We start from the raw sequence: 21,432 nt of genomic DNA, 5'->3' as shown, positions 1-21,432 counted from the left end.
GCTGAGCGCCCCCCCGAGTCTGTCTCGGGGGGCGCTTTCCGCCGCGTCAGCGGCCGCGAGCGACCTGCCTGCGGTAGTCGCCGGGCGACATCCCCGTGATCCTCTTGAAAGCAACGCTCAGCGCGCTTTCGGATCCGTACCCCACGGATCGGGCGATGGAGGCCACCGTCTCGGTACCACCCCGCAGATCCCGGGACGCGAGTTCGATGCGCCATCGCGTCAGATACTCAAGCGGCCCCTGACCGACCGTGTCCTTGAAGCGCGCGGCGAGAGTCGATCGGGACACCGCACCGATGCGCGCCAAGTCGGCCACCGTCCAGGAGTGCGCCGGAGTCTCGTGCATGGCGCGCAAGGCCGCGGCCACCGCGGGATCGGCCAGACCGGCAAGCCACCCGGACACCGCCCGCGGCTCGCGCGCGAGGTGCAGACGCAGGACATGGATCAGCATGACAACGGCGAGATGCTCCGCCATCAGCGTCGAGGCCGGCGGTCGGTGCCGCAACTCCCGGTCGATCGCGGCCAGCGCCCACTCCACGGCCTCCGCCTGACTGGTTCCGGCAGGCACATGGATGACCGGCGGCAGGGAGTCGAGCAAAAGCTCGTGCGCTCTGGCGCCGAAGGAGAAGCGGCCGCCGATGAGCAGCACGTCGTCGCCGTGGCCGACTCTTGCGACACCGCGCTCGGCCCGGGAGAACACGGGGCCGGCGCTGACCGGAGTCGCTTCTGAGCCGCTACCGAGAGTGAAGCCCCGCGCTCGGGTCAGGAGGTAACAGTCACCGGCCGCCAGCGGGATCGCCTCATCGACACCGTCGACCTCGAGCAGGCAGCGACCGCGTCGTACGGCGTTGAACTTCACTCCGGACGGCGCGTCGAACCGCACGGCCCATGATCCGCCCGCCACCAGACTCGTGGACAGGTGACTGCGTGTCTCCAACAGGGCCAGCACATCCTCCAGAGGATCCACGGACGCCTCCCTCGGACGATGGCTAAAGCCTGGCGGATGTTCGATGATAGATCGTCCAGGGATGGGCCCGTAGGGTCGGGATTCGGGATTCGTGACCGCGATCCCCCTCGTGAAAGGCTCTCTGTGAACGCCAGCCCCCGTCCGGCCACCACACCCTTCGACTCCCGCGCCACCGCTGCCGAGGTGATCGACGGCGTGAATCTCACCGGCCGCCGCGCCGTGGTCACCGGCGGTGCATCCGGCATCGGCACCGAGACCGTTCGGTCACTGGCCACCGCCGGCGCGGAGGTCACGATCGCCACTCGCCGGCCGGCGACCGCCGAGCCGCTCATCCGCGAACTCTCCGCCGTCCATGGCGCGGGCACGGTGCGGGTCGAGGCGCTCGACCTGTCGGATCCGGCATCGGTCGACTCCTTCGCGCGGGCATGGCGAGGGCCGCTCGACATCCTCGTCGCCAACGCCGGGATCATGGCGCTTCCCACCCGAACCGTCACCGCGCGCGGCTGGGAGATGCAACTCGCCACCAACTTCCTCGGGCACTTCGCCCTTGCCACCGCGCTGCACGCCCCTCTGTCTCAGGCAGGCGCCGCCCGCATCGTGGTCGTCAGCTCCGGCGCACATCGCATGGCTCCCTTCGACTTCGACGACCCCCACTTCGAACAGCGTGCGTACGAGCCTTGGGCGGCTTACGGGCAGTCCAAGTCCGCCGAGGTCCTCTTCACGGCGGGCGGTGCCCGGCGCTGGGCCGACGACGGAATCATGGTCAACGCGCTCAACCCCGGGTACATCCTCACCAACCTCCAGCGCCACCTCGACGACGACACCATGCGTGCGTTCGGTGTGATGGACGGCGAGGGAAACCTGACCCCGCTACCGCACTACAAGACTCCCGCCCAGGGAGCCGCGACCTCCGTGCTGCTGGCCGCGTCACCACTCCTGGACGGTGTGACCGGCCGATACTTCGAGGACAACCAGGAGGCTCGCGTCGTCGACGGCGGCGAAGAGCAGCCCGGGGGCGTGGCCGCTCACGCCCTCGACCCGCAGGCAGCGGACCGGCTCTGGGAGTACGCGACCGACGCCATCCGGTGAAGCCCGTCGCCCTTGGCCTTCGGCGTGCATCCCCCCGATGCCTCGACCAGCCGACCCGGAGGCCGTGGGACTGCTGAACCGCATCGCCACGGTCGCGGCAGCCGAGGACGCCGTGCCGGTGCGCGACGACCAGTACGTGTACCCCCAGGTCCAGGGCATCCAGCAGATGATGGGGGATGCCCATGAGGTACTTGCCATCGGGGCCCGGAAAGAGACTGCAGAGCACGTCGATGGACAGTGTGGCTGTGTTCATGAGAGCGAACGGACAGCAGATGTTCACGACTATGGGAGGCGCCGCCGTCTGGCACTGTTCGATTGCATCAGTAGTAATTCCACTTCAACCCTCCGCGACCGCCACGCAGGCCGTTGCCGCCCTCCGTGCCCTCGAACACGATTGCGGGAGCTGGGTGCGATCATGCATGCATGAACCATCTCGGCGACGCGAACCTGCGCACCTGGACGCTGCGCGTTACGGCTCTCCTAGCGGCCGACACCCAAGATCAACTTGCCTGGCTGGGCGAGCGTGAGCTGGAGACGAAGGACGTCGTTGAAGAGGTGGAGCTCATGTGCCGCGTGTCCGAAGGGCTCGCGGAGCGCGGAGCCTTCGAGCCTGAGGATCAGCGTCATCTTCGGGCCATCGGCCGTCGCATCGGCGAGATCGATGCCACCCGCCGCGTCGGCCCCTGGGACAACGCCCTGGCCACAGATTCGGCGTGGGACGACATTCGTTCTCTCGCTCGCCAGTTTCTCCTCACGAGGCTGGGAGACTGGCATCAGCCACTGCCACGCCTCGTGCCCCCGCCCATGGGCGACCACTGAGCCGTCCAGGCTGCCTGTGCGACTCTGACACAGTCGCCGCCGCACACTAATTGGCGGGAACGTCGCGACTACGTTCGGACGAATGTCGGCAGGGCCGCCGCACACCGCCTGCCAAGCCCCGGTGGCCGCCTCTCGGGTCGAAACTCGAGCCGCGTTCGAATCTTCGGTGCGCTCTGACGCCTCCCGTAGCCGTGAACATCTGCTGTCCGTTCTCAGGATCTGGCACAACTTTTGTGACGCGTGCACGCTGAGTAATGAGGTGGGGAGGACGGTCCCGGCTGGTTAGGCTCCGACCCATGAGCGGACCGGTTTTGGTGATCGAGTTGGCGGAGGCTGTGCCCGGCGCGGCGATCGAGCGGCTCCGCGAACTTCTGGTTCGCTCCTCGGCACGGTTTGAGGAGAAGCGGGTCGGCAAGTACGACCTGAACGTGCACACGGAGAGCCTCGGCATCTCGGACACCGGCGGCGTCGACCCGCGGAGGCCCATAATGGTCTCCCTCATGGGGCCCGGCATCGGCGACGAGTCGATCTTTCATGCCGAGCACGCCGACGAAGGCGATCAGCAGCCTCTCATCGGCTTCACCCCGACCCACGCCGCCGACGTCATAGCCTTCTGCAACAGTCCGCTCGACCACGTCGCCACGGCCCTTCTGACGGCCGCCGTCATGGACGTGATCGGCGGCGTTGTCAACGCCGAACTAAGGGAGGACCAGGTGCCCATCGTGGTCGGCCTCCCCGGCGTCATCGCAATGGTGAACGATCCATGGCCCACCGCTTACGGTTCGGCGGAGTTCCTCAGAGCCTGGGCTCAGCAGCCCAGCTTCCAGCTGCTGAAGTAGCCGGAACACGGCCAGCCGGCTCAGGCGAGTAGTACCCGCTTGCGTAAGAGCCTGAAGCCCACGCGGCCGAACATCTGGCGCTTGAGCATCTTGATCCGGTTGACGTGCCCTTCCACGACGCCCGAGTTCCAGGGCAGGGTCAAGCCGGCGATGACGGCGTCGCGGTCACGATCGATACCTGCGGCGAGGGTGTGGAGGCTGGGCAGGTCGTCCTGCCGGACGGCGTCGAGCCAGTCGGGCGGGCGCTCGCCTTGGCACTCGGTGAGCATGGTCGCGAAGGAGCGGACGTGCCCCGTGAGGGCGTCGAGTTCGGAGCAGTGCGTCCGAACGGCCTTGAGCTGGAGTTGCTCGGTCTCGGTGAGGGTGTCCGGACGGCGGAGGATCCATCCGGCGACGCTCCGAGGCGAAGGCGGCCTGGCGGTCACTGGCTGCGGTGACGTGCGCTTGTCGTGCAGGTAGGCGCGACGCGCTGGTAGCTGCCCTTGTAGCCAAGTGGCACGATCTCCTCCCACAGCTTCCAGGCGTTGGTGCAGCCCTCGCTCCAGCGGTCGTCCAGGTTAGGGCTTGTAGTCGTCGAGGACGGAGGGCCGGTTCTGCCACTGCCCGGTGAACAGCTCCTCCGGCGTTGCGGCGTCGGCGAACTGCTTGACGGTGCGGTAGGTCATCCCGAGCTGCCGCTGGACGGAGCGCCGGCTGTGTCCCGCCGTCAGCAGTGCGTGGACGGCTGCATGCCGGGCCCGGGTTCGATCGGTGAATCGGTGCCCCCGCGGCCAAGGAGAACCGGACGAGTCCGCGGCCGGAACAGCCTCGGGTCCGGGCTCCGGGACCGTGGGGATCAGAGCGCGGAGGCAGCGACGGTGCTGGGCGACGCTCCGCTCGGTGGCCTCGCTCAGGTTGTGCCAGAGATGCCACCGGTCCGCGACCTGGACGGCCTGCGGCGCACCGGCGGTGGCGCCCTCAGCGAAGAACGGCGCCCGGTCCCGGCACACGACCTCGACGCCTGGCCGATCGGCGAGCCAGGCCGCCAGGCTCGATGCCTCCCGGTCGGGCAGCAGGTCGACAGGGCGGCGGGTTTCGACGTCGACGAGAACGGTGCCGTGGTGGCGGCCCTTGCGGGTGGCGTACTCGTCAACGCCGACCACACGCGGGGCGGGCACTTTTGGTTCGGGAAGGGCGTCGACCAAGCGCAGGACGGTGCTCCGGCTGACGGAGACGCCGAGCACGGAGCTCAACCGGACGCCGGCACGGCCCGCCAAGGCGAGACCGACCGCAGCCAGCATCGCGCGCAGCCGCTCGGTCCGCTGACCGTGCCGACAGGTGAGGCCGGGTATCTGCTCGACGAAGGTGCGGCGGGTGCACCGCGAGTTCCCGCAGGCGAACCGGCGGACCTTCAGTTGAAGAACAACACTTCGTCCCGGCGCTGGGCACATCAGCGGGAAACCGCAGGTAGGAACCATGGATCCGGTTCGTCCAGACCCCGCACGCCGGGCAAGCGGCACCGTTCCCAGTGCACTTCGCCTCGACCTGCACTATCGCGATGCTCACGTTCACCGACAGCGCCACAGCGTCCGCGATCGACGGGAACAACAACTCCTTCAACCGGAGCATGATCTTTTCCACGGCCCCGAACTGTCATCCCAACTGCTCTGACCACGGCTCATTTTCGGGCGACTTCAGCTACTGAGGTTTTCTGCCTAGGGTGATGGTGATCTAGCTGGTGGGTGTATCCCGGTGTGATGCGGTATCCCGATGGGGGCGGTCTGACCGCGAAGAAGCGAGCTCAGCGGGAGCAAGTGCGGTTCGAGGCTGCCGAGTTATTTGCGCAAGGTGTGACGCCGCCGCAGGTCGCGAGGCGATTGCGGGTCTCCCGGAAGTCCGCTTATGCCTGGTATACCCGCTGGCGGGAGAGTGGCGTTGAGGGATTGGGTCCAAGGGAGCGTCGGGGCGGCCGTCGCGGATGGCACCGGACTGGCGGGAGTGGCTGGCCGCGGAGTTCTTCCATGTCCGCTTCAGCCCCGCGCAGACCTGGCGCATCCTGCGCCAGATGGGCTTCACGGTGCAGGTCCCGCAGCGCCGGGCCGCCGAACGCGACGAAGACGCGGTGGCCACCTGGATCAAGGAGACCTGGCCGCGCGAGACGGTGAGGGACCAGGACGCGTGGCTGTGCTTCGCGGATGAGTCGGGCCAGGTGCTGCGGCCGCCGAAGGCACGGACCTGGTCCCGGCGCGGCCACACGCCCCGCGTCACTGTCCGGGCCGGGGGCTCGGGACGTATCTCCCTGGCTGGCCTGGTGTGCCGCAGGCCGGGCCGGCGCACCCGGCTCATCTTCCGGATGCTGGTGCACCACGGCCGCAAGGGCGAACGGAAAGGATTTAGGGAGAAGGACTTCGCCGCGTTGCTGGATGCGGCTCACCAGCAGCTTGATGGGCCTGTCGTGCTGGTGTGGGACAACTACACCCATCACGTCGACGCCGCGATGCGTGAGCTGATCGAGGCCCGGCGGTGGCTGACCGTCTTCCGCTTCCCTTCGTACACGCCCGACATGAACCCGGCCGAGGGCGTGTGGGGGCATCTGAAGAACGGTCTGGGCAACCTCGCCCCGTGCAGCCTCGACGAGCTGGCCGCACTGGCCCGCACCCGCCTGAAACGGATGCAGTACCAGCCCGGCTTGCTCGACGGCTTCATCGCCGAGACCGGCCTGATCCCAGCCCGGCCATGACGTCACCCCGAACCGAAAACCTCAGTAGTCGCGCTTGGGCCAGATGAGGCCCTGATCGGTCCAGATGACACCCTTGTTGCGGCAGAGACAGAAGGGGTGGCCGACGGGGTCGGCGTAGACGCGGAAGCCGTAGCCGTCGGGGCCGATGCAGTCCCGCTGCAGGGTCGCGCCGAGGGCCAGGATGCGGCGCTGTTCGGCCTCGATGTCGTCGACCTCGAAGTCGAGGTGGAACTGTTTGGGGTGCTCGCTGTCGGGCCACTGCGGGGCGCGGTAGTCCTCCACCTGGATGAAGGCCAGTTCGACCTCGCCGAACTGGATACCGGCCCAGTTCTCGTTACTGCCCTCCTTGACCGGGAGCCCCATCACCTCAGAGTAGAAGGCTGCCAGCTTCATCGTGTCCGGGCAATCGATGATGAAGTCGGTTAGTCGTAGCATCCCGCGATCTTGCCACAAGATCAAATGAACCGGACTTGAGACGGGCCCTAGTTGTATTGATCACGAGCGTTGTTGACGCTGGCCGGTCTTGATCGTGGCGAAGGCCCCCGTGTGTGGTGGAGGTGTCGAATCTTCATCGCATGGAGGCCTTCGTGTCCCACCGTAATGCCCGGCTGACCGTTCACGGCAGGCGACTGCTCGTCGAACGTGGCCGCTCCGGCCGTCCCGTCGCCCACGTCGCCGCAGAGATGGGCATCTCCCCGATCTGTCGACCTCTCTCCTCATGTTGCGCTTCTACGCCGAATGGAAGACCAACAGCCGCTCACCCGCCTCGGCGCTCCACGCGGCCCAGCGCTGGCTCCGTGACACCACCAATAAGGAGAAGGCCGACTACTTCGCGCCAGACGCGCCCAACGGTCTGCCGCCCGCGACGGCGCGCGGCCTGCGACGCACACTCATCCGGCTGGAGCCGGGCCGCAAGGTCTTCACCCATCCCGTGCACTGGGCCGGTTTCGTCTTCGTGGGGGCGTGAACTGCTAGGAATAACAGACAATTGGCCGGTCGGTCGTGATCGGGGTGCTTGATTGCGGTCGCCCGGTCGGGCGGCGGGCCCGGGGTCCCGACCTGCCGGGCCGGTCACCTGGTCAGTGCGGTGAGCCCTGCCGTTCCGGCGTGTCGGAAAATCTTGCGGAGGTTGTGGCAGGCAGCCAGCAGCCGCCACTCGCCCCGTGCCCCGTTCCCGCCCCGCAGGAGGAGTCGGCGGCCGTTCTGACAGGTCATGATCTGGCCGAAGACGGGTTCGACGATGGCCTTGCGGCGGCTGTAGGCGGCCTTGCCGGGCTTGGTCCGCAGCTTGCGGGCATCCGCTCCTTCAAGGTGGCGTCCTTGGGGATGCGTCCGCGCGGTGCGGGCGGGACCTGCTCGTCGTGCTTGAGCCGGCCGGTCGCCATGAACGTGTCGGTGCCGCAGGACAGTTGGCGATTCTTGGCGGCTTCCAGGTTCGCCTCCGAGCAGTACCCGGCGTCGACCAGCGCCTGCCCAGGTCATGGGTGGGAACGAAGGATCGTTTCGGCAGGGTGTTTGCTGCCGTGGCGAGCAAGGCGATCGAGGAGGTGCTGTTCTCCGGGATCGATGTGCGAGTGGAGCGCGTCAGCGACTCCTCCGACACGCTGGTAGTGGGAGCGGTGTCCATTGCTCGTCCGGGCCGGTGCCCGGACTGCCGCAAGCAGGCGAGACGCGTACACAGTACGTACCAACGCACTCTCGACGAGCGGCCGTTAGGCCCTTCTCGACAGCCTTCGCCGGGTGATAGTCCGGCTCCGGGTTCGGCGGTTCTTCTGCGACCGCACGAGTTGCTCTCGAAAGACGTTCATTGAGCAGGTTGGCGGGCTGACCGAGCGATACCGCCGCTCGAGCGTCGGGCTGATGGTTGGCTGCGGTCGATCGCGGTGGAATTCGGCGGCCCGTCCGGCCGCGCGACTGCGCCACTGTCTGCGGCTGGCCGCAAGCCGGACCCGCCTGCTCAAGTTGCTGAAGGCGCCGGCACTGCCGGACCGTGCTCGGCGGGTGCTCGGAGTGGACGAGTTCGCCTTCCGCAAGGGCTGCACCTACGGCACCGTGCTGGTCGACGTCGAAGCCGGCCGGTCGTGGACGTACTGCCCGACCGCACTTCAGAGACGCTCGCGGCCTGGCTCAAGGAGCATCCAAGCACGGAAATCATCTGCCTGCCGTTACCTCACCCACACCGCGGGCACTGCCACCGCCACGAAGCTGGCCACCCAGCCGGAGGAACGTGGAGCTGGCATGCCACCGGAGATCACACAAGGTCACCAATAGGTTCACGAGCCCGAGAACTGGCCAGAGTTGAATGCGCCCTCTAGACGCCGTTTCCTTTGGTGTGATCGTTCGTTGAGCCGTGCATGACGGATCTGATCGAGCGGTTGGTGCCGGATGAGTTATGGACGCTGTTCCGGCGGGTGGTTCCGCCGACGGAGGTCATACGTCCGCAAGGCGGCGGCCGACGGCGGGCGGGTGACCGCGAATGCCTGGCGGCGATCATCTTCGTAGCCACCTCGGGGTGCACCTGGCGGCAGTTGCCCCCGGTGTTCGGCCCGGCCTGGCCGACGGTCTACCGGCGCTTCGCCCGGTGGAGCCAGGACCGGGTCTGGGCCCGGCTGCACCGAACTCTCCTGGACGAGCTCGGCGCCCGAGGGGAGTTGGACTGGTCGCGGTGCGCCATCGACTCCGTCAGCCTCAGGGCCGCAAAAGGGGGCCACTGACCGGACCGAATCCGACCGACCGCGGCAAGAACGGATCGAAGATCCACCTGATCACGGACCGGAACGGTCTACCCCTGTCGCTGGGCATCTCCGGCGCCAACATGCACGACAGCCTCGGCCTGAAACCGCTAGTACGCGGCATCCCACCGATCCGCTCCCGGCGCGGCCCACGCCGCCGACGACCGGCCAAGCTCCACGCCGACAAGGGCTACGACTACGACCACCTGCGTCGATGGTTACGCAAGAGAGGCATCCGCCACCGCATCGCCCGCAAAGGCATCGAGTCCTCGCAGCGGCTGGGCCGCCACCGCTGGGTCGTCGAGAGGACCGTGTCCTGGCTCGCCGGCTGCCGACGCCTCCACCGCCGCTACGAGCGCAAGGCCGAACACTTCCTGGCCTTCGTCGGCATCGCCGCAGCCCTCATCAGCTACCGCCGACTCACCAACTGAAACGACGTCTAAGCGGACCTACGGGTGGCTGATGTTCCACCGCCGCCTGGCGCGCGACTACGAAACCCTCCCGGCCCGGTCCGAAGCCATGATCCACCTCGCCATGACCGACCTGATGGCCCGTCGCCTCACCGGCGAAGCCACCATCTCCTAATCCGCGGCCCGGCGCCCCTCGTGACCGGATCGGTCCGCATCGGGGCATGATGGTGCCTTCTGCGTGAGCCATGGCGACGGCGAGGATCGGGGCATGAACAGAGCACTGATCGTCATTGATGTCCAGGAGTCGTTCCGGCAGCTGCCGAACTGGGCGGCCGTGTCCGACCCCGGTGTCGCGGCGCAGGTGGGCCGCCTGGTCGAAGCCGCCCGGTCCAAGGGCGACCTGGTGATATGGGTGCTGCACTCCCAGCCGGGCAGCGGAACGGCGTTCGACCCGGCCCTCGGCCACGTCCACCTGATCGACGGCCTCGTCCCGGCCGATGGTGAGCCGGTGGTCACCAAGACCTCGCGCAACGTCTTCACCACGACCAACTTGCAGCAGTTGCTGACCGAGCGCGGCATCCGCGAGGTGGTCGTGTGCGGCATCCGCACCGAGCAGTGCTGCGAGACGACCGCCCGGGTTGCTTCCGACTTCGGGTACCGGGTCACGTTCGTCACGGACGCGACGGCGACCCATCCGATCGAGCATTGGAACGCCCCCGCCGGGCGCTCCCTCGCGGAGATCCTCTCCGATCCGCTCACCCTCCCCACGGACCAGATCATCGCACGCACCGAGTACGCGCTGGCGGGCCGCTTCGCGACCATCGCTAGTGTCGACGAACTGACCGGCAAGGCGGCCACGAGCGGCGGAAGGGGCTGACCGGATCGTGACCCGTGTCGTCTTCCTTCTCGTCCCGCAGCTGCATCTCCTGGATCTCGCCGGGCCCGCCCAGGTCTTCTCCACGGCGGCTGGTTTCGGCTACGGGTACGAGGTGGGCTATGTGGCCGAGCGGGAGGACGTTCCCACCGCGCAGGGCGTGACGGTGAGGGCGGAGGTGAGCCTGCCGGAGCCCGCTCCTGACGATCTGCTGATCGTTCCCGGCTGGCGAGGGGTGCGGCTCGGAGGCGGTGGGCCGATCGGCCCGGCCGCGCTGCGGTGGCTCGCGGATCATCACGCGTCCGGCGGCATCGTCGCCAGTGTCTGCGTGGGGGCGGACGCCCTCGGCCGGGCGGGGTTGCTCGACGGTCGGCGCTGCACCACTCACCACGATGTGCAGGACGAGCTCGCCCGGCGGTATCCCCGGGCGAGCGTTGTACGGGACGTTCTGTACGTGGTTGACGATCGCGTGGTGACCTCGGCGGGCATCGCGAGCGGCATCGACGTGGCTCTCCATCTGGTCGCTGTCCGCCATGGCCCGGCCGCCGCCGCGCGCGTGGCCCGCCAGATGGTCGTCTACGCCCGGCGCAACGGCGACGATCAGCAGGTGAGCGCGATGCTGCGGCACCGCGCGCACGTGAACGACGTGGTCCACCGCGTCCAGGACCTGATCGACTCCCACTTCGCCGAGCAGCTGGGCCTGGCCGATCTCGCCTCTGCCGTCGGCGTCAGCGAACGCACACTGACTCGCCACTTCACGGAGTCGACGGGCCTGACCCCGTTGCGCTACCAGCAACTCCTCCGCGTCGAGCGCGCCGAGCACCTCATCGGCCAGGGTGCGACGGTCGAATCGGCGGCCCGCTCGGTCGGCTTCCAGGACGCGCGAATGCTCCGGCGACTCAGATCCCGCGGCTGAGCCCCCGGGTTGGGCCGGTGCTGTGTGCCGGGGCCGGCGGGCGAGTTCCAGGTCTCTCGGTTCGGCAGGGTGCCGAGGGCTTCGACGAAGGATGTCAAAGGGCGGGCGAACAGGGCCCGGTCGGGCGCGGGCCACGCCGCCGTGAACGCCGAGCGGCGGCGGTGCATCTGGTCGGTCAGGGCGCGTCCCCCTCCGTGCGGACCAGCAGGGCCCGGCGTCCATCTGCCTGACCGGTCTCCCGCCGCCCGGCTGCGACGGGCGTTGCGCGGAGTCGGCGGTGCGGCAGCGGCCATCGACGATCCCGGCTTCCAGCCCGGCTCGAAGGCACCCTCAGTGGCGATGGGTGGAGGCCGGGTTGGTCAGCGCTTGACGGCCCAACCGCTGCCGCCACCCTGCGATGTACAGAAAACTTGACATCATGTCGCGGCTGTTTGACACTGCCCGTGTCAAGCTTTCTTTACATCGGGAGCGGCAGTGGCATTCGAAGAGAAACGTGCCTGGATCATGGTCCTGGTCACGGTCGCGTCATACGCGGCGTACCTGGGCGTCGTCCTCGGGCGGCACGAAGGAGCGGCGCCGCTGGCGCAGACGTCCTATGCGTCCCCGCTGCTGTGGACCGTCGGTGCGGCGATCGTCACGCAGATCGCGCTGAACATCACGGTGGCGATCGCGTCTCCCGAGGGCGCGAACACCAAGGACCAGCGCGACCGGGAGATCCACCGCTTCGGCATGTACATCGGGCAGTCGTTCATCGTGATCGGCGGCGTGGCCGGACTCGTCCTCGCGATGGTCCGCGCCGATCAGTTCTGGATCGCCAACGCCATCTACCTGGCGTTCGTCCTGTCGGCGATCCTGTCCTCCGCGGCGAAGATCGTCGCCTACCGGCTGGGCTTCCACCCGTGGTGAGGCCGACCAGGGTCACCAATGCGATCCGAGCGCTGCGCTTCGCCCACGGCGAGATGACCCAGGCCGAACTCGCCCGCCGCATCGGCGTGACCCGCCAGACCGTCATCGCCATCGAACAGGGCCGCTACTCGCCCACCCTGGAGATGGCCTTCCAGATCGCCCGAGTGTTCGGCGTCCCGCTCGAAGAGGCTTTCCAGTACCCCGGAACCGATGAAACCGGCGAAATCGAGGGAGAGAACAAGTGAAGGCCATCGTCCAAGACGCCTACGGACCGCCCGAGGACCTGCGTCTCGAAGAGATCGCACAGCCGCAGCCCGGTAGCGGCGAGGTGCTCATCCAGGTCCGGGCGGCATCCGTCGACCCGGGCGTCTGGCACCTCACCACGGGCCAGCCGTATCTGCTGCGCGCCCTCGGTTTCGGGCTGCGGGCGCCCAAGGTACGCGTCCGGGGCATGGATGTCGCCGGACGGGTCAAGGCCGTCGGCCCGGACATCACCCGCTTCCAGCCGGGCGACGAGGTGTACGGCACCTGCGACGGATCGTTCGCCGAGTACGCCTGCGCCAAGCAGGACAGGCTCGCCCGCAAGCCCGGCAACGCCGGCTTCGAGCAGGCGGCCGTCGTCCCGATTTCCGGCTGCACCGCCCTCCAGGCGCTGCGCGATGTCGGGCGACTGCGGTCCGGACAGAGTGTCCTCGTCATCGGCGCCGGGGGCGGCGTGGGCACCTTCGCGGTGCAACTGGCCAAGGCCCTCGGGGCCGGCCATGTCACCGGTGTCTGCAGCGACGCCACAGCGGAGCTGGTCCGCTCCCTCGGCGCCGACGAGGTGATCGACTACTCGCGTCAGGACCCCACCGACGGCACCCGCCGCTACGATCTCGTCCTCGACATCGCCGGCAACCGCCCCCTGGCCCGGCTCCGCCGCGTCCTCAGCCCCGGCGGGACGCTGGTCCTGGTCGGCGGTGAGGACGGCGGGAAGTGGTTCGGCGGCATGGGCCGGCTCCTGCGAGCACTGCTGCTGTCCCCGTTCACCGGCCAGCGCCTCCGCGGCTTCTTCTCCACGCAGAGCCACGACGACCTGCGGCTCCTCGCGGAGCTCATCGAGGCGGGCGCGATGACCCCCGTCATCGACCGGACCTACCCGCTGGCCGACGTCCCCGAGGCCATCGGCCACCTGAGGAGCGGCCGCGCACGCGGGAAAATAGCCGTCAGCGTCTGACGGTGAGTTTCGCTCAAAGTGGGTGCCCGGCCAACGCCATGACTCCGAGAGGGAACGACATGCCAATGTTGCGACAGGCCCGCGTCTCCGACCACGGCACGATCGTCGCATGTGTGCAGCAGTGGTGGGGGGACTCACGTACCCCCGCGCAGGCCCGCGAGCTATCACTGCTGCTCCCCAAGCTGTTCTTGCAGTTTTTCTCCACCACCAGCCTGGTCCTGGAGGACGAAGCCGGCATCAGGGCTTTCCTCATTGGTTTTCACGCCGCAGACAACGACGAAGAGGCGTACATCCACTTCGTAGGAGTGGATCCCAAGCTTCGTGGGCAGGGGACTGCTCGGCATCTGTACACGACCTTCTTCCAGCAAGCCGCCGAAGCCGGCCGCACAGAGGTGCGCGCGATCACCTCGCCGGGAAACACTGGCTCCATCGCCTTTCACCGCGCTATGGGATTCACCCTCGAAAGTGGGGACCGAGAGGTCGATGGTCTGCCCCTGCACAGTGACTACGACGGTCCTGGGCACGACCGGGTGTGCTTCTACAGGAAGTTGGCGCTCTGATGCGCAATCACAATTCGCCACACTATGCAGCAACGTATAGATAGAAGCCAACTGATGAGACTCCCCACAACGGCGCACACGTCCCGCCCTTGGCGGATCCACGAGATCGCCGGTGACTTTCGCGTCGAGGATGTCTGGGTGCTGCCGACACCGGGCGGTCCCCACGACTTCCCGCACCTGGTCCGCCAGATCGCGAACGGGCCGAGAGACGGGGCCACCACATCCTCCCCCTCCCTCGTGTACCGCCTGCTCTTCGCGGTTCGCTGGAAGCTCGGGAGGCTGCTCGGCTGGGACAAAGCCGACTCCGGCATCGGCACCCGGGTGCCGACGCTGCGCGACCGGTTGCCGGCGGACCTCCGCGAGGGTCCGCGGGGGCCCGATGTCCGTTCGGATCCGTTCACCTCCCTCTACCAACTGCACGACGAGTGGGCGGCCGAGACGGCGAACCGGACCGTGCACGCCGTGATGCACATCGGCTGGGTCCCGGACGAGGCCGGTGGCTACCGCGGCCAGATGGCCATCCTGGTGAAGCCGAACGGGCTGTTCGGCACCGCATACCTGGCCGCTATCAAGCCCTTCCGGTACCTGGCGGTGTATCCGGCGCTGCTTCGAGCAATGGGACGCACGTGGCAGGCGACTACCGACGAAAGGAGCGCGGGATAATGGACTTGGCTGACACACCCTTCGGAATCACTGACTGGTCAGATGTCACCCCTTCGGTGCATGCGGGTGACTCGGGGAGCGCGACCTGGCGCACACGTGAATTCGGTGCCGTGCGCGTTCGCATGGTGGAGTACAGCCCCGGCTACGTGGCCGATCACTGGTGCAGTCGGGGCCACATCCTGCTGGTCCTTGAGGGAACACTCACCACCGAACTGGCAAACGGTGAAATCGTCACCATCAAGGCCGGCGCCAGCTATCAGGTCGGAAACGACACGCAGCCACACCGCTCAAGCACGCAAGAAGGCGCCCGTCTGTTCCTCGTTGACTGATGTGGCGATTAGGGTATCTACGCTATGAGCAGGCACGACCGGCCCGCGTTCCCCGCCGCCCCACGGGGCACCGGCTGTGCCAACACGCTGAAGCATAAAAGCTCCCCGTCAGCTGTCCGCTGAGGTTGATGTATCGGCCGCGCCCCGGTCGGCCGGGAGCTCTACCTATCCAGGTCCTGGACCGACGACCGCGACCGGTGCCGCGCCGCCAAAGTGCCCGACGAACGCGAGTCGCCACCAAGGGCGCTCTCGCCAAGGCGATCGGGCTGCGCGCCCTTCGACTACAGGGCTGGACGCCGGTGCGGAAGCGGTGGGCGCCAGCGCGACGCAGCGTGCACAAGTCGGACGAGATCGGGCCACTACCTCGGCTACGCACCCCCGGACGCCGGCGTGGATGACCAGGTGCGCGTCGCCGGCACCTGGTGGGGGAGCGAGGAGTGCTTCCAGGCGGCGAAGAAGGAGTGCTGCCGGAGCTGCCCTCTGACCCATGAGGCGACATCCAATAGGGCATCAGGCTCGCGGTCCGCGGCCCACTACGAGGCGACCGTCCTCGTAGCGGCCATCAACGAGTGGTTGTGACCGACACGGCCATCGCAGAACCTAGAGCGGCCGCAGGAAGCGACGCTCGTACCGGCGGATGCATCCCGTCCGCCGAGCCAGCTCGATCGTGTCCTGACACTCGAGATCATGCGCGCTGTCAGTGCGGTACTGCTCATATGCCGCAAGGCTGGGGAAGGAGAAGAGGGCGTACGCGATGTCGCTGTCGCCCTCGCTGGGCAGGAAGTAGCCGTGATGCGTGCCCCCGAACCGGTCGACGAGGGCCACCCACCGACGGCCGTATTCCTCGAAGTCCTCGATGTGGTCCGGATCGATCTCGTACTTGACGTGAATGGTGATCATGCGACGACATGATGCCTGAGTGGCGCCCAGATTCGCCCCCGCAAGCGTGTGTCGTCTCCCCCCAGGCGGCAGCGGTAGTGACCGCAGTGACGGCTATCAGGCCGACTGCGACGCCGAGCCCAGCGAGGCGGGTTCTCGACCCACGTCGCTTGGGGGTTCGAACAGGCTGTATTTGCGGCCCCTAAAGGCCAGGACACGTCCCGGGCACACCGTTACCGCGCTGCGGTGCGCCTGGTGTGGCGTAGCCAAAGCCAAAGGCCAGCGGTGCCCATGCCATCAACGTCAAAGCGGACCCGATCAGAATCGCACATAATTCAACGGCATGAGCGCATGGGGACGGCCGGGTACATCGCACAGCTCTGTCGAATCGACGCCGGTGCTCAGGCGGGCACTGTCACGGCTGTCCGATGGGCCGCTGCGTCCCACCGCTCTCCTTTCGATGGCCGAAAGTGCCAGAACCCCGTCCTTGCAGACACGCACTCCAGCGCCGACGATGGCGTCATGCACGCGCCCCGCAGGATCATGGTGACCCTCTTCCCTGGCGTCGAGTTGCTCGACGTGACCGGACCGGTTGAGGTCTTCTCCGTTGCCTCCCAGCTCGTCGAAAGATCCGGTGCGCGCGGCTACGAGGTGCAGCTCGCGGCGGAGCGGCCGGGGCCGGTGCGTACCGCCAGTGGTGTTCAGCTGGTCGCCGACGTTGACCTCGCCCAGGCGGGGCGGGGAGCGGACACACTGATGGTGCCGGGCGCCATCGAGTTCGGGACCGCAGGACTGGAGCCGGTGGTCGACCCTGCCCTGGTCGACTGGGTCGCCGAGACGGCACCCCGGATGCGGCGAATAGCGTCCGTATGCGCAGGCGCCCACATTCTCGCTGCCGCCGGGCTGCTGGACGGACTCACCGTGGCCACCCATTGGTACACGGCGCCCCGGCTCGCCGCCGACCACCCGCGTATTGATGTCGACCCCGATCCGATTTTCATCAGGGAAGGCCGGGTGTGGACGTGCGCCGGAGGCTGCGCCGGGATGGATCTGGCACTCGCATTGGTCGCCGATGACCACGGTGACAAGGTCGCGTTGCAGGTCGCGCGGTTGCTCGTGATGTACCTCAAGCGGCCCGGTGGGCAAAGTCAGTTCAGCGTACCGCTGTCGCTGCAGGAACCCTCACGCGACGAGCTCGGGGAGCTGTGCACCTGGATCGCCGACAACATTCGCGAGGACTTGTCCGTGGACGTCCTTGCCGACCGGGTCAACCTCAGTGTCCGGCATTTCTCCCGCGTATTCCGGGCCGAGTACGGTCGCACCCCTGCCGCCTACGTGGAGGCCGCCCGAATCGAAGTCGCCCGCCGGTTGCTTGAGGAGACGGACCGAGCCCTCGACGACGTCGCCGCCGCCTGCGGTCTCGGCTCGGTGGAGACACTGCACAGAGCCTTCCGCCGCCAGCTGGGGACCACTCCGGCCGAGTACCGGTGCCGTTTCCGCACACGCGCTGCCGGACGCACACCCTCCTCAGTCTCCATCACCGGCGAAGCGGCCAAGCACGCCGGAACGAGCGGCCGCGGCCCGTACCTCTGACAACTGCGACACAGACCCCCAACACCACTCGACCACCCGTAGGTCAGCTTCGCCATGCCCGCAACCGACGGGCCAACCATCACCGCAAACACACTCGGGAGCACCACATCATGAAGATCACCACTACCCATGTCGGAACAGCGACCGTCTTGCTCACTATCGGGGAGCTGACGATCCTGACCGACCCCGTGCTGGACCCTTCCGGCAGCGAGTACATCGGCGAGGTGCCCGTGGTCGGTGGTACGTACAAGTTGCGCAGCACCGCAGGTCCGGCACTCACAGCCGACCAGCTGCCCGCGATCGATCTCGTCCTGCTCAGCCACGACGAGCACGAGGACAACCTCGATCTTGCCGGCCGTGCCTTGCTCCCCACCGCTACCACGGTGATCACCACGGTCTCTGGTGCGTCCCGACTGGGCGGCAACGCGGTCGGGCTGGCGCCGTGGCAGAGCCACGAAGTCACGCAAGGTGCCACCCGTCTCAAGGTCACCGCCACTCCTTCACGGCACGGACCGGAAGGCATCGAGCCGATCATGGGAGACACCGTGGGGTTCGTGCTGGAAGTCCCCGATGCGCAGGCCGCGATCTACATCTCCGGCGATACCGTCTACCACGACGCCCTCGACGAGATCGGTCGGCGGTTCAGGATCGGCACGGCCTTCCTCCATCTCGGCGACGCCCACTTTGAAGTGGGTGGCGACACCCGATTCTCGATGAACAGCGAGGAGGCGGTGGCTTTGGCCCGCTCCCTCGATGCGCGCAGCGTCGTTCCGATCCACTACGACTCCTGGGAGCACTTCGCCGAGCGGCCCGAGGCGATATCAGCCGCCTTCGCGGACGCCGGCCTCGACGAGCGGCTGCAATGGCTCGTCCCAGGCACGCCGCATCCGCTGGCCTGGCCCACGCTGACCGCTTAAGCCCTTGCGCTATTGGGGTCCATCCGACGCTGAATCGAGCGATCGGACATGAGTGGCATGCCACTACCGGCGAATGGAGCTCGGGACAATGGATTTGGCTGACACACCCTTCGGAATCACTGACTGGTCAGACGTTACCCCTTCGGTGCATGCGGGCGACTCGGGGAACGCGACCTGGCGCACACGCGAATTCGGTGGCGTGCGCGTTCGGATGGTGGAGTACAGCCCCGGCTACGTAGCCGATCACTGGTGCAGCCGGGGCCACATCCTGCTGGTCCTTGAAGGAACACTCACCACCGAACTGGCAAACGGTAAAATCGTCACCAACAAGGCCGGAGGCAGCTATCAGGTCGGAAACGACACGCAGCCACACCGCTCAAGCACGCAAGAAGGCGCCCGTCTGTTCCTCGTTGACTGATGTGGCGATTAGGGTATCTACGCTATGAGCAGGCACGACCGGCCCGCGTTCCCCACCGCCCCACGGGACACCGGCTGTGCCAACACGCTGAAGCACAAAAGCTCCCCCATCAGCTGTCCGCGGATGCGACCCTCGGGCCGCGCCCGCTGGCGGTGCTGCAGCTCAAGTTGCGCGATGGGGACGCCGGTGTTGGTCGCGAAGCAGGTCAGCCGCAGGCGGTCGGCATCGGCATCCCCTTCGGCCAGTCCTTAGGGACGTCACCGCCGAACTCGGTCACCCAGGCGCCATGGCGGATCTCCCCGCCGGTTCGACTGCCGCTGTCCAGACTGGCGCGGAAACGTATAGAGCGGCGTGGTGGATGGCGTCGGGGATGGTCATGCCGACCGAGTAGACAGCCACCGGCCGCGCCCTGGCCGACCGGGAGCTGTACCTGCCCAGGTCCTGGACCGACGACCGCGACCGGTGCCCCGCCACCCAAGTGCCCGACAAGCGCGACTTCGCCACCAAGGGCGCTCTCGTCCTCGCCCGCCTCGGTGGTCGGGTAGGCGCCGTCGACGACGAAGAGCCGAGGGCAGGTACACGCAGAAGCCGGCGTCGCGTATCCAGCGTGCCAACCGCGCAGCATCGGGGCTGATGCCGGGCATCTCGGGCATCAGGATCACACTCGGTCCCCTTCCCGGCAACGGTGGGCCGCTTTGATGATGGCCGAATCTTCAGCAGAACCAGCGCAGCTTTTCACGAATGGGAACCCGCGCCGATAGGGGCGTTGGGGATCCCTGGTGGCCGGGTCGCTTCGGTCTCGGTGATCATGATGTTCCGACACTGTGTGATCATCGAGGAGGCCTGTGCCCGTCCTGCCATCATGGCTGGTCGAACCACTGTGGGAACAGTTCGCGGCATTACTGCCCGAGCGGCCGGCCCCTGGGCGCCGGTGAGTCACCTCACCTCGGTAAGGCACGCGGCGGGGGAACCGGGGGCGTGCGCCAGGGGTGCACAATTCACGTAATTTCACCGGCCTTTGGCCCGAACTCGGGGACATCCGCTCATGCGCCTTAACACTGCCACCGTCATTGCCGCCGCACTCATTCTGGGCCTCGGCCTTACCGCGTGCGGCGACTGGACCGACCCCGCAGACATCGGTGGCGTCGACGCGTGTACCACCGAGATGACAACTGTACGGTTCACCGCCTCGGCAAGCCACGCCAGCGAGTCCGAGCGTGCCGTCGCCACCATCAAGATCACCAACACCTCGGGCGGCACCTGTGTCATCGCCGATGGAGGCACCCTGACCGCCAAGGACGACCAGGGCAAGTCCGACCCCGTCGAGAGCGTCAACCACCCAACCGGCACCCACGATGTGACACTCGCGCCCGGCGTCTCGGCCACCGCCGATGTGCTCTACACCGACATCAACTTCGAGGGCAGCGCGTCCGCCCGCGAGGTGTGCGGCGTCCAGGCCTCCCGTGTGCAGATCACGCTTCCCAAGAACTTCGCCCGCACGGTCAAGGTCACCAAGGCCGACGGCTCCGCCGGAGCCTTCAACGTCTGCACCCCGGACGTGAAGTTCGAGGACTTCCACGGCTGAGGGAGTTTCGCGGGTAGGTCACCAGTCATGGTCGGCGTTGACGACGTGTGTCCCAACGGTGGGTGGTCCAGGCCCGTCGGATCAGGCTACGGACCGTGATGATGGTGTCGGCGAGGTCGAAGAAGGCGTCGATGACGGTGATCCGCCGTTCGTAGCAGCGGGCGAGCCGGTGGAAGGCGTTCTGCCAGGCGTGGGTGCGCTCGATATGCCACCGCTGCGCGGCCTGGAGCGGTGCCTTGGCCCCCTCGTGGGCGATCCGGCCGTGCAGCCCTCGCTCGTCGAGCAGGGTGCGGGACTTGTCCGAGTCGTAGCCAGCGTCGAGGTGGACGGTGATCTCGTCAGGCAGCGGCCCAAGCTCCTCAGGAGATCCAGAGTTGGCGCCAGGAGTGGTGAGTCGTGGCGGTTGGCCCGGCCAGGACACGGCCGAGGGGGATGCCGTAGCCGTCCACGATGGCGGAGCGTTTCAGGCCCTGCTTGCCCTGTCGACCGGAGACCGCCCCGCCACCTCACCACCGCCAGGGGCCTTGGTGATGCAGCAGTCGACGGCGACCTGGTCCAGGACCAGCCCCACCACCCGGTCATACGCCTCCGGCGTCGACCCATGGTGCAGTGTGCGAAGGTCCGGGGAGGGGCACGGCGTAGGGGAACATGACCGGGCTTTCGGCATACACGGTCTTGCTGACGTCGGCAACGCTGACAACTCTCCGGTAGAAATCGTTCAAGGGGTCGTCGCGCCGCGTTCGTATCGTTGTCATACGAGGAGTGTGGTGAGACGGTATCCCCACGAGAAGCGGCGGCATCGCCATAAAGTGCGGCGATATCGCCACCCCACCTCTCCCCCGCGGGGGAGTCGGAGGAAACCATGAAACCGCTGCGCCTGGGTGTGCTGGCGTATCCCGGCTGCTTCGCCTCGGAGGTGTTCGGGATCCCCGATCTGCTGGCCATGGCCGATCACATCGCGGCGGCGCACGGGTCGGACCGACCGCCGTATGAGGTGTCCGTCG

21 protein-coding genes and 6 pseudogenes are annotated in these 21,432 nt (G+C 67.6%); 21 read left to right on the top strand and 6 right to left on the bottom strand.

The window, feature by feature from the left end:
• Positions 1-46: 46 nt before the first annotated feature.
• Entirely contained in the window at positions 47-964 is a 918-nt protein-coding gene (locus tag ACZ418_RS41845; RefSeq protein ID WP_468373846.1) for an AraC family transcriptional regulator, read from the bottom strand.
• A 123-nt stretch (positions 965-1,087) separates the two neighbouring features.
• On the opposite strand from ACZ418_RS41845, the gene ACZ418_RS41840 reads away from it, so the two are divergent.
• The 3 genes from ACZ418_RS41840 (at position 1,088) to ACZ418_RS41830 (ending at position 3,711) form a co-directional block, all read left to right on the top strand.
• A complete protein-coding gene (locus ACZ418_RS41840) occupies positions 1,088-2,053 on the top strand; it encodes an SDR family NAD(P)-dependent oxidoreductase (protein WP_468373844.1) in 966 nt (321 codons plus the stop codon).
• A gap of 423 nt (positions 2,054-2,476) precedes the next feature.
• The gene (locus ACZ418_RS41835; protein WP_381952703.1) at positions 2,477-2,872 is read left to right on the top strand and encodes a hypothetical protein; all 396 of its coding nucleotides are present in this window, start codon (positions 2,477-2,479) and stop codon (positions 2,870-2,872) included.
• 296 nt (positions 2,873-3,168) lie between these two features.
• On the top strand, positions 3,169-3,711 hold the full coding sequence (locus tag ACZ418_RS41830; RefSeq protein ID WP_468373841.1) for a DUF6368 family protein: 543 nt from the start codon (positions 3,169-3,171) through the stop codon (positions 3,709-3,711).
• Between the two features lie 29 nt (positions 3,712-3,740).
• On the opposite strand, the pseudogene ACZ418_RS41825 reads toward ACZ418_RS41830, so the two are convergent.
• Positions 3,741-5,141: pseudogene (locus ACZ418_RS41825) on the bottom strand (ISL3 family transposase); the annotation flags it as partial.
• A 306-nt stretch (positions 5,142-5,447) separates the two neighbouring features.
• Here ACZ418_RS41825 and ACZ418_RS41820 point away from each other — a divergent pair.
• Positions 5,448-6,430 (top strand): IS630 family transposase gene (locus tag ACZ418_RS41820; RefSeq protein WP_468373839.1). Its coding sequence is split into 2 segments (ribosomal slippage): positions 5,448-5,637 and positions 5,637-6,430, totalling 984 coding nucleotides; the frame shifts between segments, so codons are not numbered across the junction.
• A 21-nt stretch (positions 6,431-6,451) separates the two neighbouring features.
• Here ACZ418_RS41820 and ACZ418_RS41815 read toward each other — a convergent pair.
• Positions 6,452-6,865 carry a VOC family protein gene (locus ACZ418_RS41815; protein ID WP_468373836.1) on the bottom strand — a complete coding sequence of 138 codons (414 nt, stop codon included), beginning with the start codon at positions 6,863-6,865 and terminating at the stop codon, positions 6,452-6,454.
• A gap of 152 nt (positions 6,866-7,017) precedes the next feature.
• Here ACZ418_RS41815 and ACZ418_RS41810 point away from each other — a divergent pair.
• Together ACZ418_RS41810 and ACZ418_RS41805 are read left to right on the top strand one after the other, a co-directional pair.
• A pseudogene (locus tag ACZ418_RS41810) lies at positions 7,018-7,125 on the top strand (IS481 family transposase); the annotation flags it as partial.
• A 23-nt stretch (positions 7,126-7,148) separates the two neighbouring features.
• Entirely contained in the window at positions 7,149-7,397 is a 249-nt protein-coding gene (locus ACZ418_RS41805) for a CHAT domain-containing protein (protein WP_468373833.1), read from the top strand.
• Positions 7,398-7,501: 104 nt separating this feature from the next.
• Here ACZ418_RS41805 and ACZ418_RS41800 read toward each other — a convergent pair.
• Positions 7,502-7,908, bottom strand: a pseudogene (locus ACZ418_RS41800) (transposase); the annotation flags it as partial.
• 876 nt (positions 7,909-8,784) lie between these two features.
• Here ACZ418_RS41800 and ACZ418_RS41795 point away from each other — a divergent pair.
• The 10 genes and pseudogenes from ACZ418_RS41795 (at position 8,785) to ACZ418_RS41750 (ending at position 15,036) form a co-directional block, all read left to right on the top strand.
• A protein-coding gene (locus ACZ418_RS41795) for an IS5 family transposase (RefSeq protein ID WP_468373830.1) occupies positions 8,785-9,593 on the top strand; the annotation gives its coding sequence in 2 pieces (ribosomal slippage) (positions 8,785-9,132 and positions 9,135-9,593; 807 coding nt in all).
• 10 nt (positions 9,594-9,603) lie between these two features.
• Positions 9,604-9,747, top strand: a pseudogene (locus tag ACZ418_RS41790) (IS5 family transposase); the annotation flags it as partial.
• Positions 9,748-9,840: 93 nt separating this feature from the next.
• The gene (locus ACZ418_RS41785; protein WP_468373827.1) at positions 9,841-10,449 is read left to right on the top strand and encodes a cysteine hydrolase family protein; all 609 of its coding nucleotides are present in this window, start codon (positions 9,841-9,843) and stop codon (positions 10,447-10,449) included.
• Positions 10,450-10,456: 7 nt separating this feature from the next.
• A complete protein-coding gene (locus ACZ418_RS41780; RefSeq protein ID WP_468373824.1) occupies positions 10,457-11,362 on the top strand; it encodes a GlxA family transcriptional regulator in 906 nt (301 codons plus the stop codon).
• A gap of 474 nt (positions 11,363-11,836) precedes the next feature.
• The gene (locus ACZ418_RS41775) at positions 11,837-12,268 is read left to right on the top strand and encodes a hypothetical protein (protein WP_468373822.1); all 432 of its coding nucleotides are present in this window, start codon (positions 11,837-11,839) and stop codon (positions 12,266-12,268) included.
• Positions 12,262-12,513: a helix-turn-helix transcriptional regulator gene (locus ACZ418_RS41770; RefSeq protein WP_468373819.1), complete on the top strand. Its 252-nt coding sequence runs from the start codon at positions 12,262-12,264 to the stop codon at positions 12,511-12,513. Before ACZ418_RS41775 ends, ACZ418_RS41770 begins: the two co-directional genes overlap by 7 nt.
• Positions 12,510-13,484, top strand: coding sequence for an NAD(P)-dependent alcohol dehydrogenase (locus ACZ418_RS41765; RefSeq protein WP_468373817.1), 975 nt, complete (start codon positions 12,510-12,512; stop codon positions 13,482-13,484). Before ACZ418_RS41770 ends, ACZ418_RS41765 begins: the two co-directional genes overlap by 4 nt.
• A 59-nt stretch (positions 13,485-13,543) precedes the next feature.
• The gene (locus ACZ418_RS41760; protein ID WP_468373812.1) at positions 13,544-14,044 is read left to right on the top strand and encodes a GNAT family N-acetyltransferase; all 501 of its coding nucleotides are present in this window, start codon (positions 13,544-13,546) and stop codon (positions 14,042-14,044) included.
• A gap of 54 nt (positions 14,045-14,098) precedes the next feature.
• A complete protein-coding gene (locus ACZ418_RS41755; protein WP_468373809.1) occupies positions 14,099-14,707 on the top strand; it encodes a DUF2867 domain-containing protein in 609 nt (202 codons plus the stop codon).
• A complete protein-coding gene (locus ACZ418_RS41750; protein ID WP_468373806.1) occupies positions 14,707-15,036 on the top strand; it encodes a DHCW motif cupin fold protein in 330 nt (109 codons plus the stop codon). The genes ACZ418_RS41755 and ACZ418_RS41750 overlap by 1 nt, the downstream gene beginning before the upstream one ends.
• 600 nt (positions 15,037-15,636) lie before the next feature.
• Here the strand turns inward: ACZ418_RS41750 and ACZ418_RS41745 are convergent.
• On the bottom strand, positions 15,637-15,936 hold the full coding sequence (locus tag ACZ418_RS41745; protein WP_468373803.1) for an NIPSNAP family protein: 300 nt from the start codon (positions 15,934-15,936) through the stop codon (positions 15,637-15,639).
• Positions 15,937-16,437: 501 nt separating this feature from the next.
• Here ACZ418_RS41745 and ACZ418_RS41740 point away from each other — a divergent pair.
• From ACZ418_RS41740 to ACZ418_RS41720, 5 genes and pseudogenes are all read left to right on the top strand, one after another.
• Positions 16,438-17,508 carry a GlxA family transcriptional regulator gene (locus ACZ418_RS41740; protein WP_468373933.1) on the top strand — a complete coding sequence of 357 codons (1,071 nt, stop codon included), beginning with the start codon at positions 16,438-16,440 and terminating at the stop codon, positions 17,506-17,508.
• Positions 17,509-17,618: 110 nt separating this feature from the next.
• The gene (locus ACZ418_RS41735; RefSeq protein ID WP_468373800.1) at positions 17,619-18,425 is read left to right on the top strand and encodes an MBL fold metallo-hydrolase; all 807 of its coding nucleotides are present in this window, start codon (positions 17,619-17,621) and stop codon (positions 18,423-18,425) included.
• Between the two features lie 88 nt (positions 18,426-18,513).
• On the top strand, positions 18,514-18,843 hold the full coding sequence (locus ACZ418_RS41730; protein ID WP_468373797.1) for a DHCW motif cupin fold protein: 330 nt from the start codon (positions 18,514-18,516) through the stop codon (positions 18,841-18,843).
• Positions 18,844-19,243: 400 nt separating this feature from the next.
• A pseudogene (locus tag ACZ418_RS41725) lies at positions 19,244-19,366 on the top strand (IS701 family transposase); the annotation flags it as partial.
• Positions 19,367-19,888: 522 nt separating this feature from the next.
• Positions 19,889-20,428 (top strand): DUF4232 domain-containing protein, encoded by a 540-nt coding sequence (locus tag ACZ418_RS41720; protein WP_468373794.1) that lies wholly within the window; start codon positions 19,889-19,891, stop codon positions 20,426-20,428.
• 25 nt (positions 20,429-20,453) lie between these two features.
• Here the strand turns inward: ACZ418_RS41720 and ACZ418_RS41715 are convergent.
• Positions 20,454-21,017, bottom strand: a pseudogene (locus ACZ418_RS41715) (transposase); the annotation flags it as partial.
• Between the last annotated feature and the right edge of the window lie 415 nt (positions 21,018-21,432).

Source organism: Streptomyces sp. NPDC030820 (genome assembly GCF_055572075.1).
The sequence above is the reverse complement of the archived record's forward strand: the minus strand, read 5'-3'. Positions and strand labels throughout refer to the sequence as shown.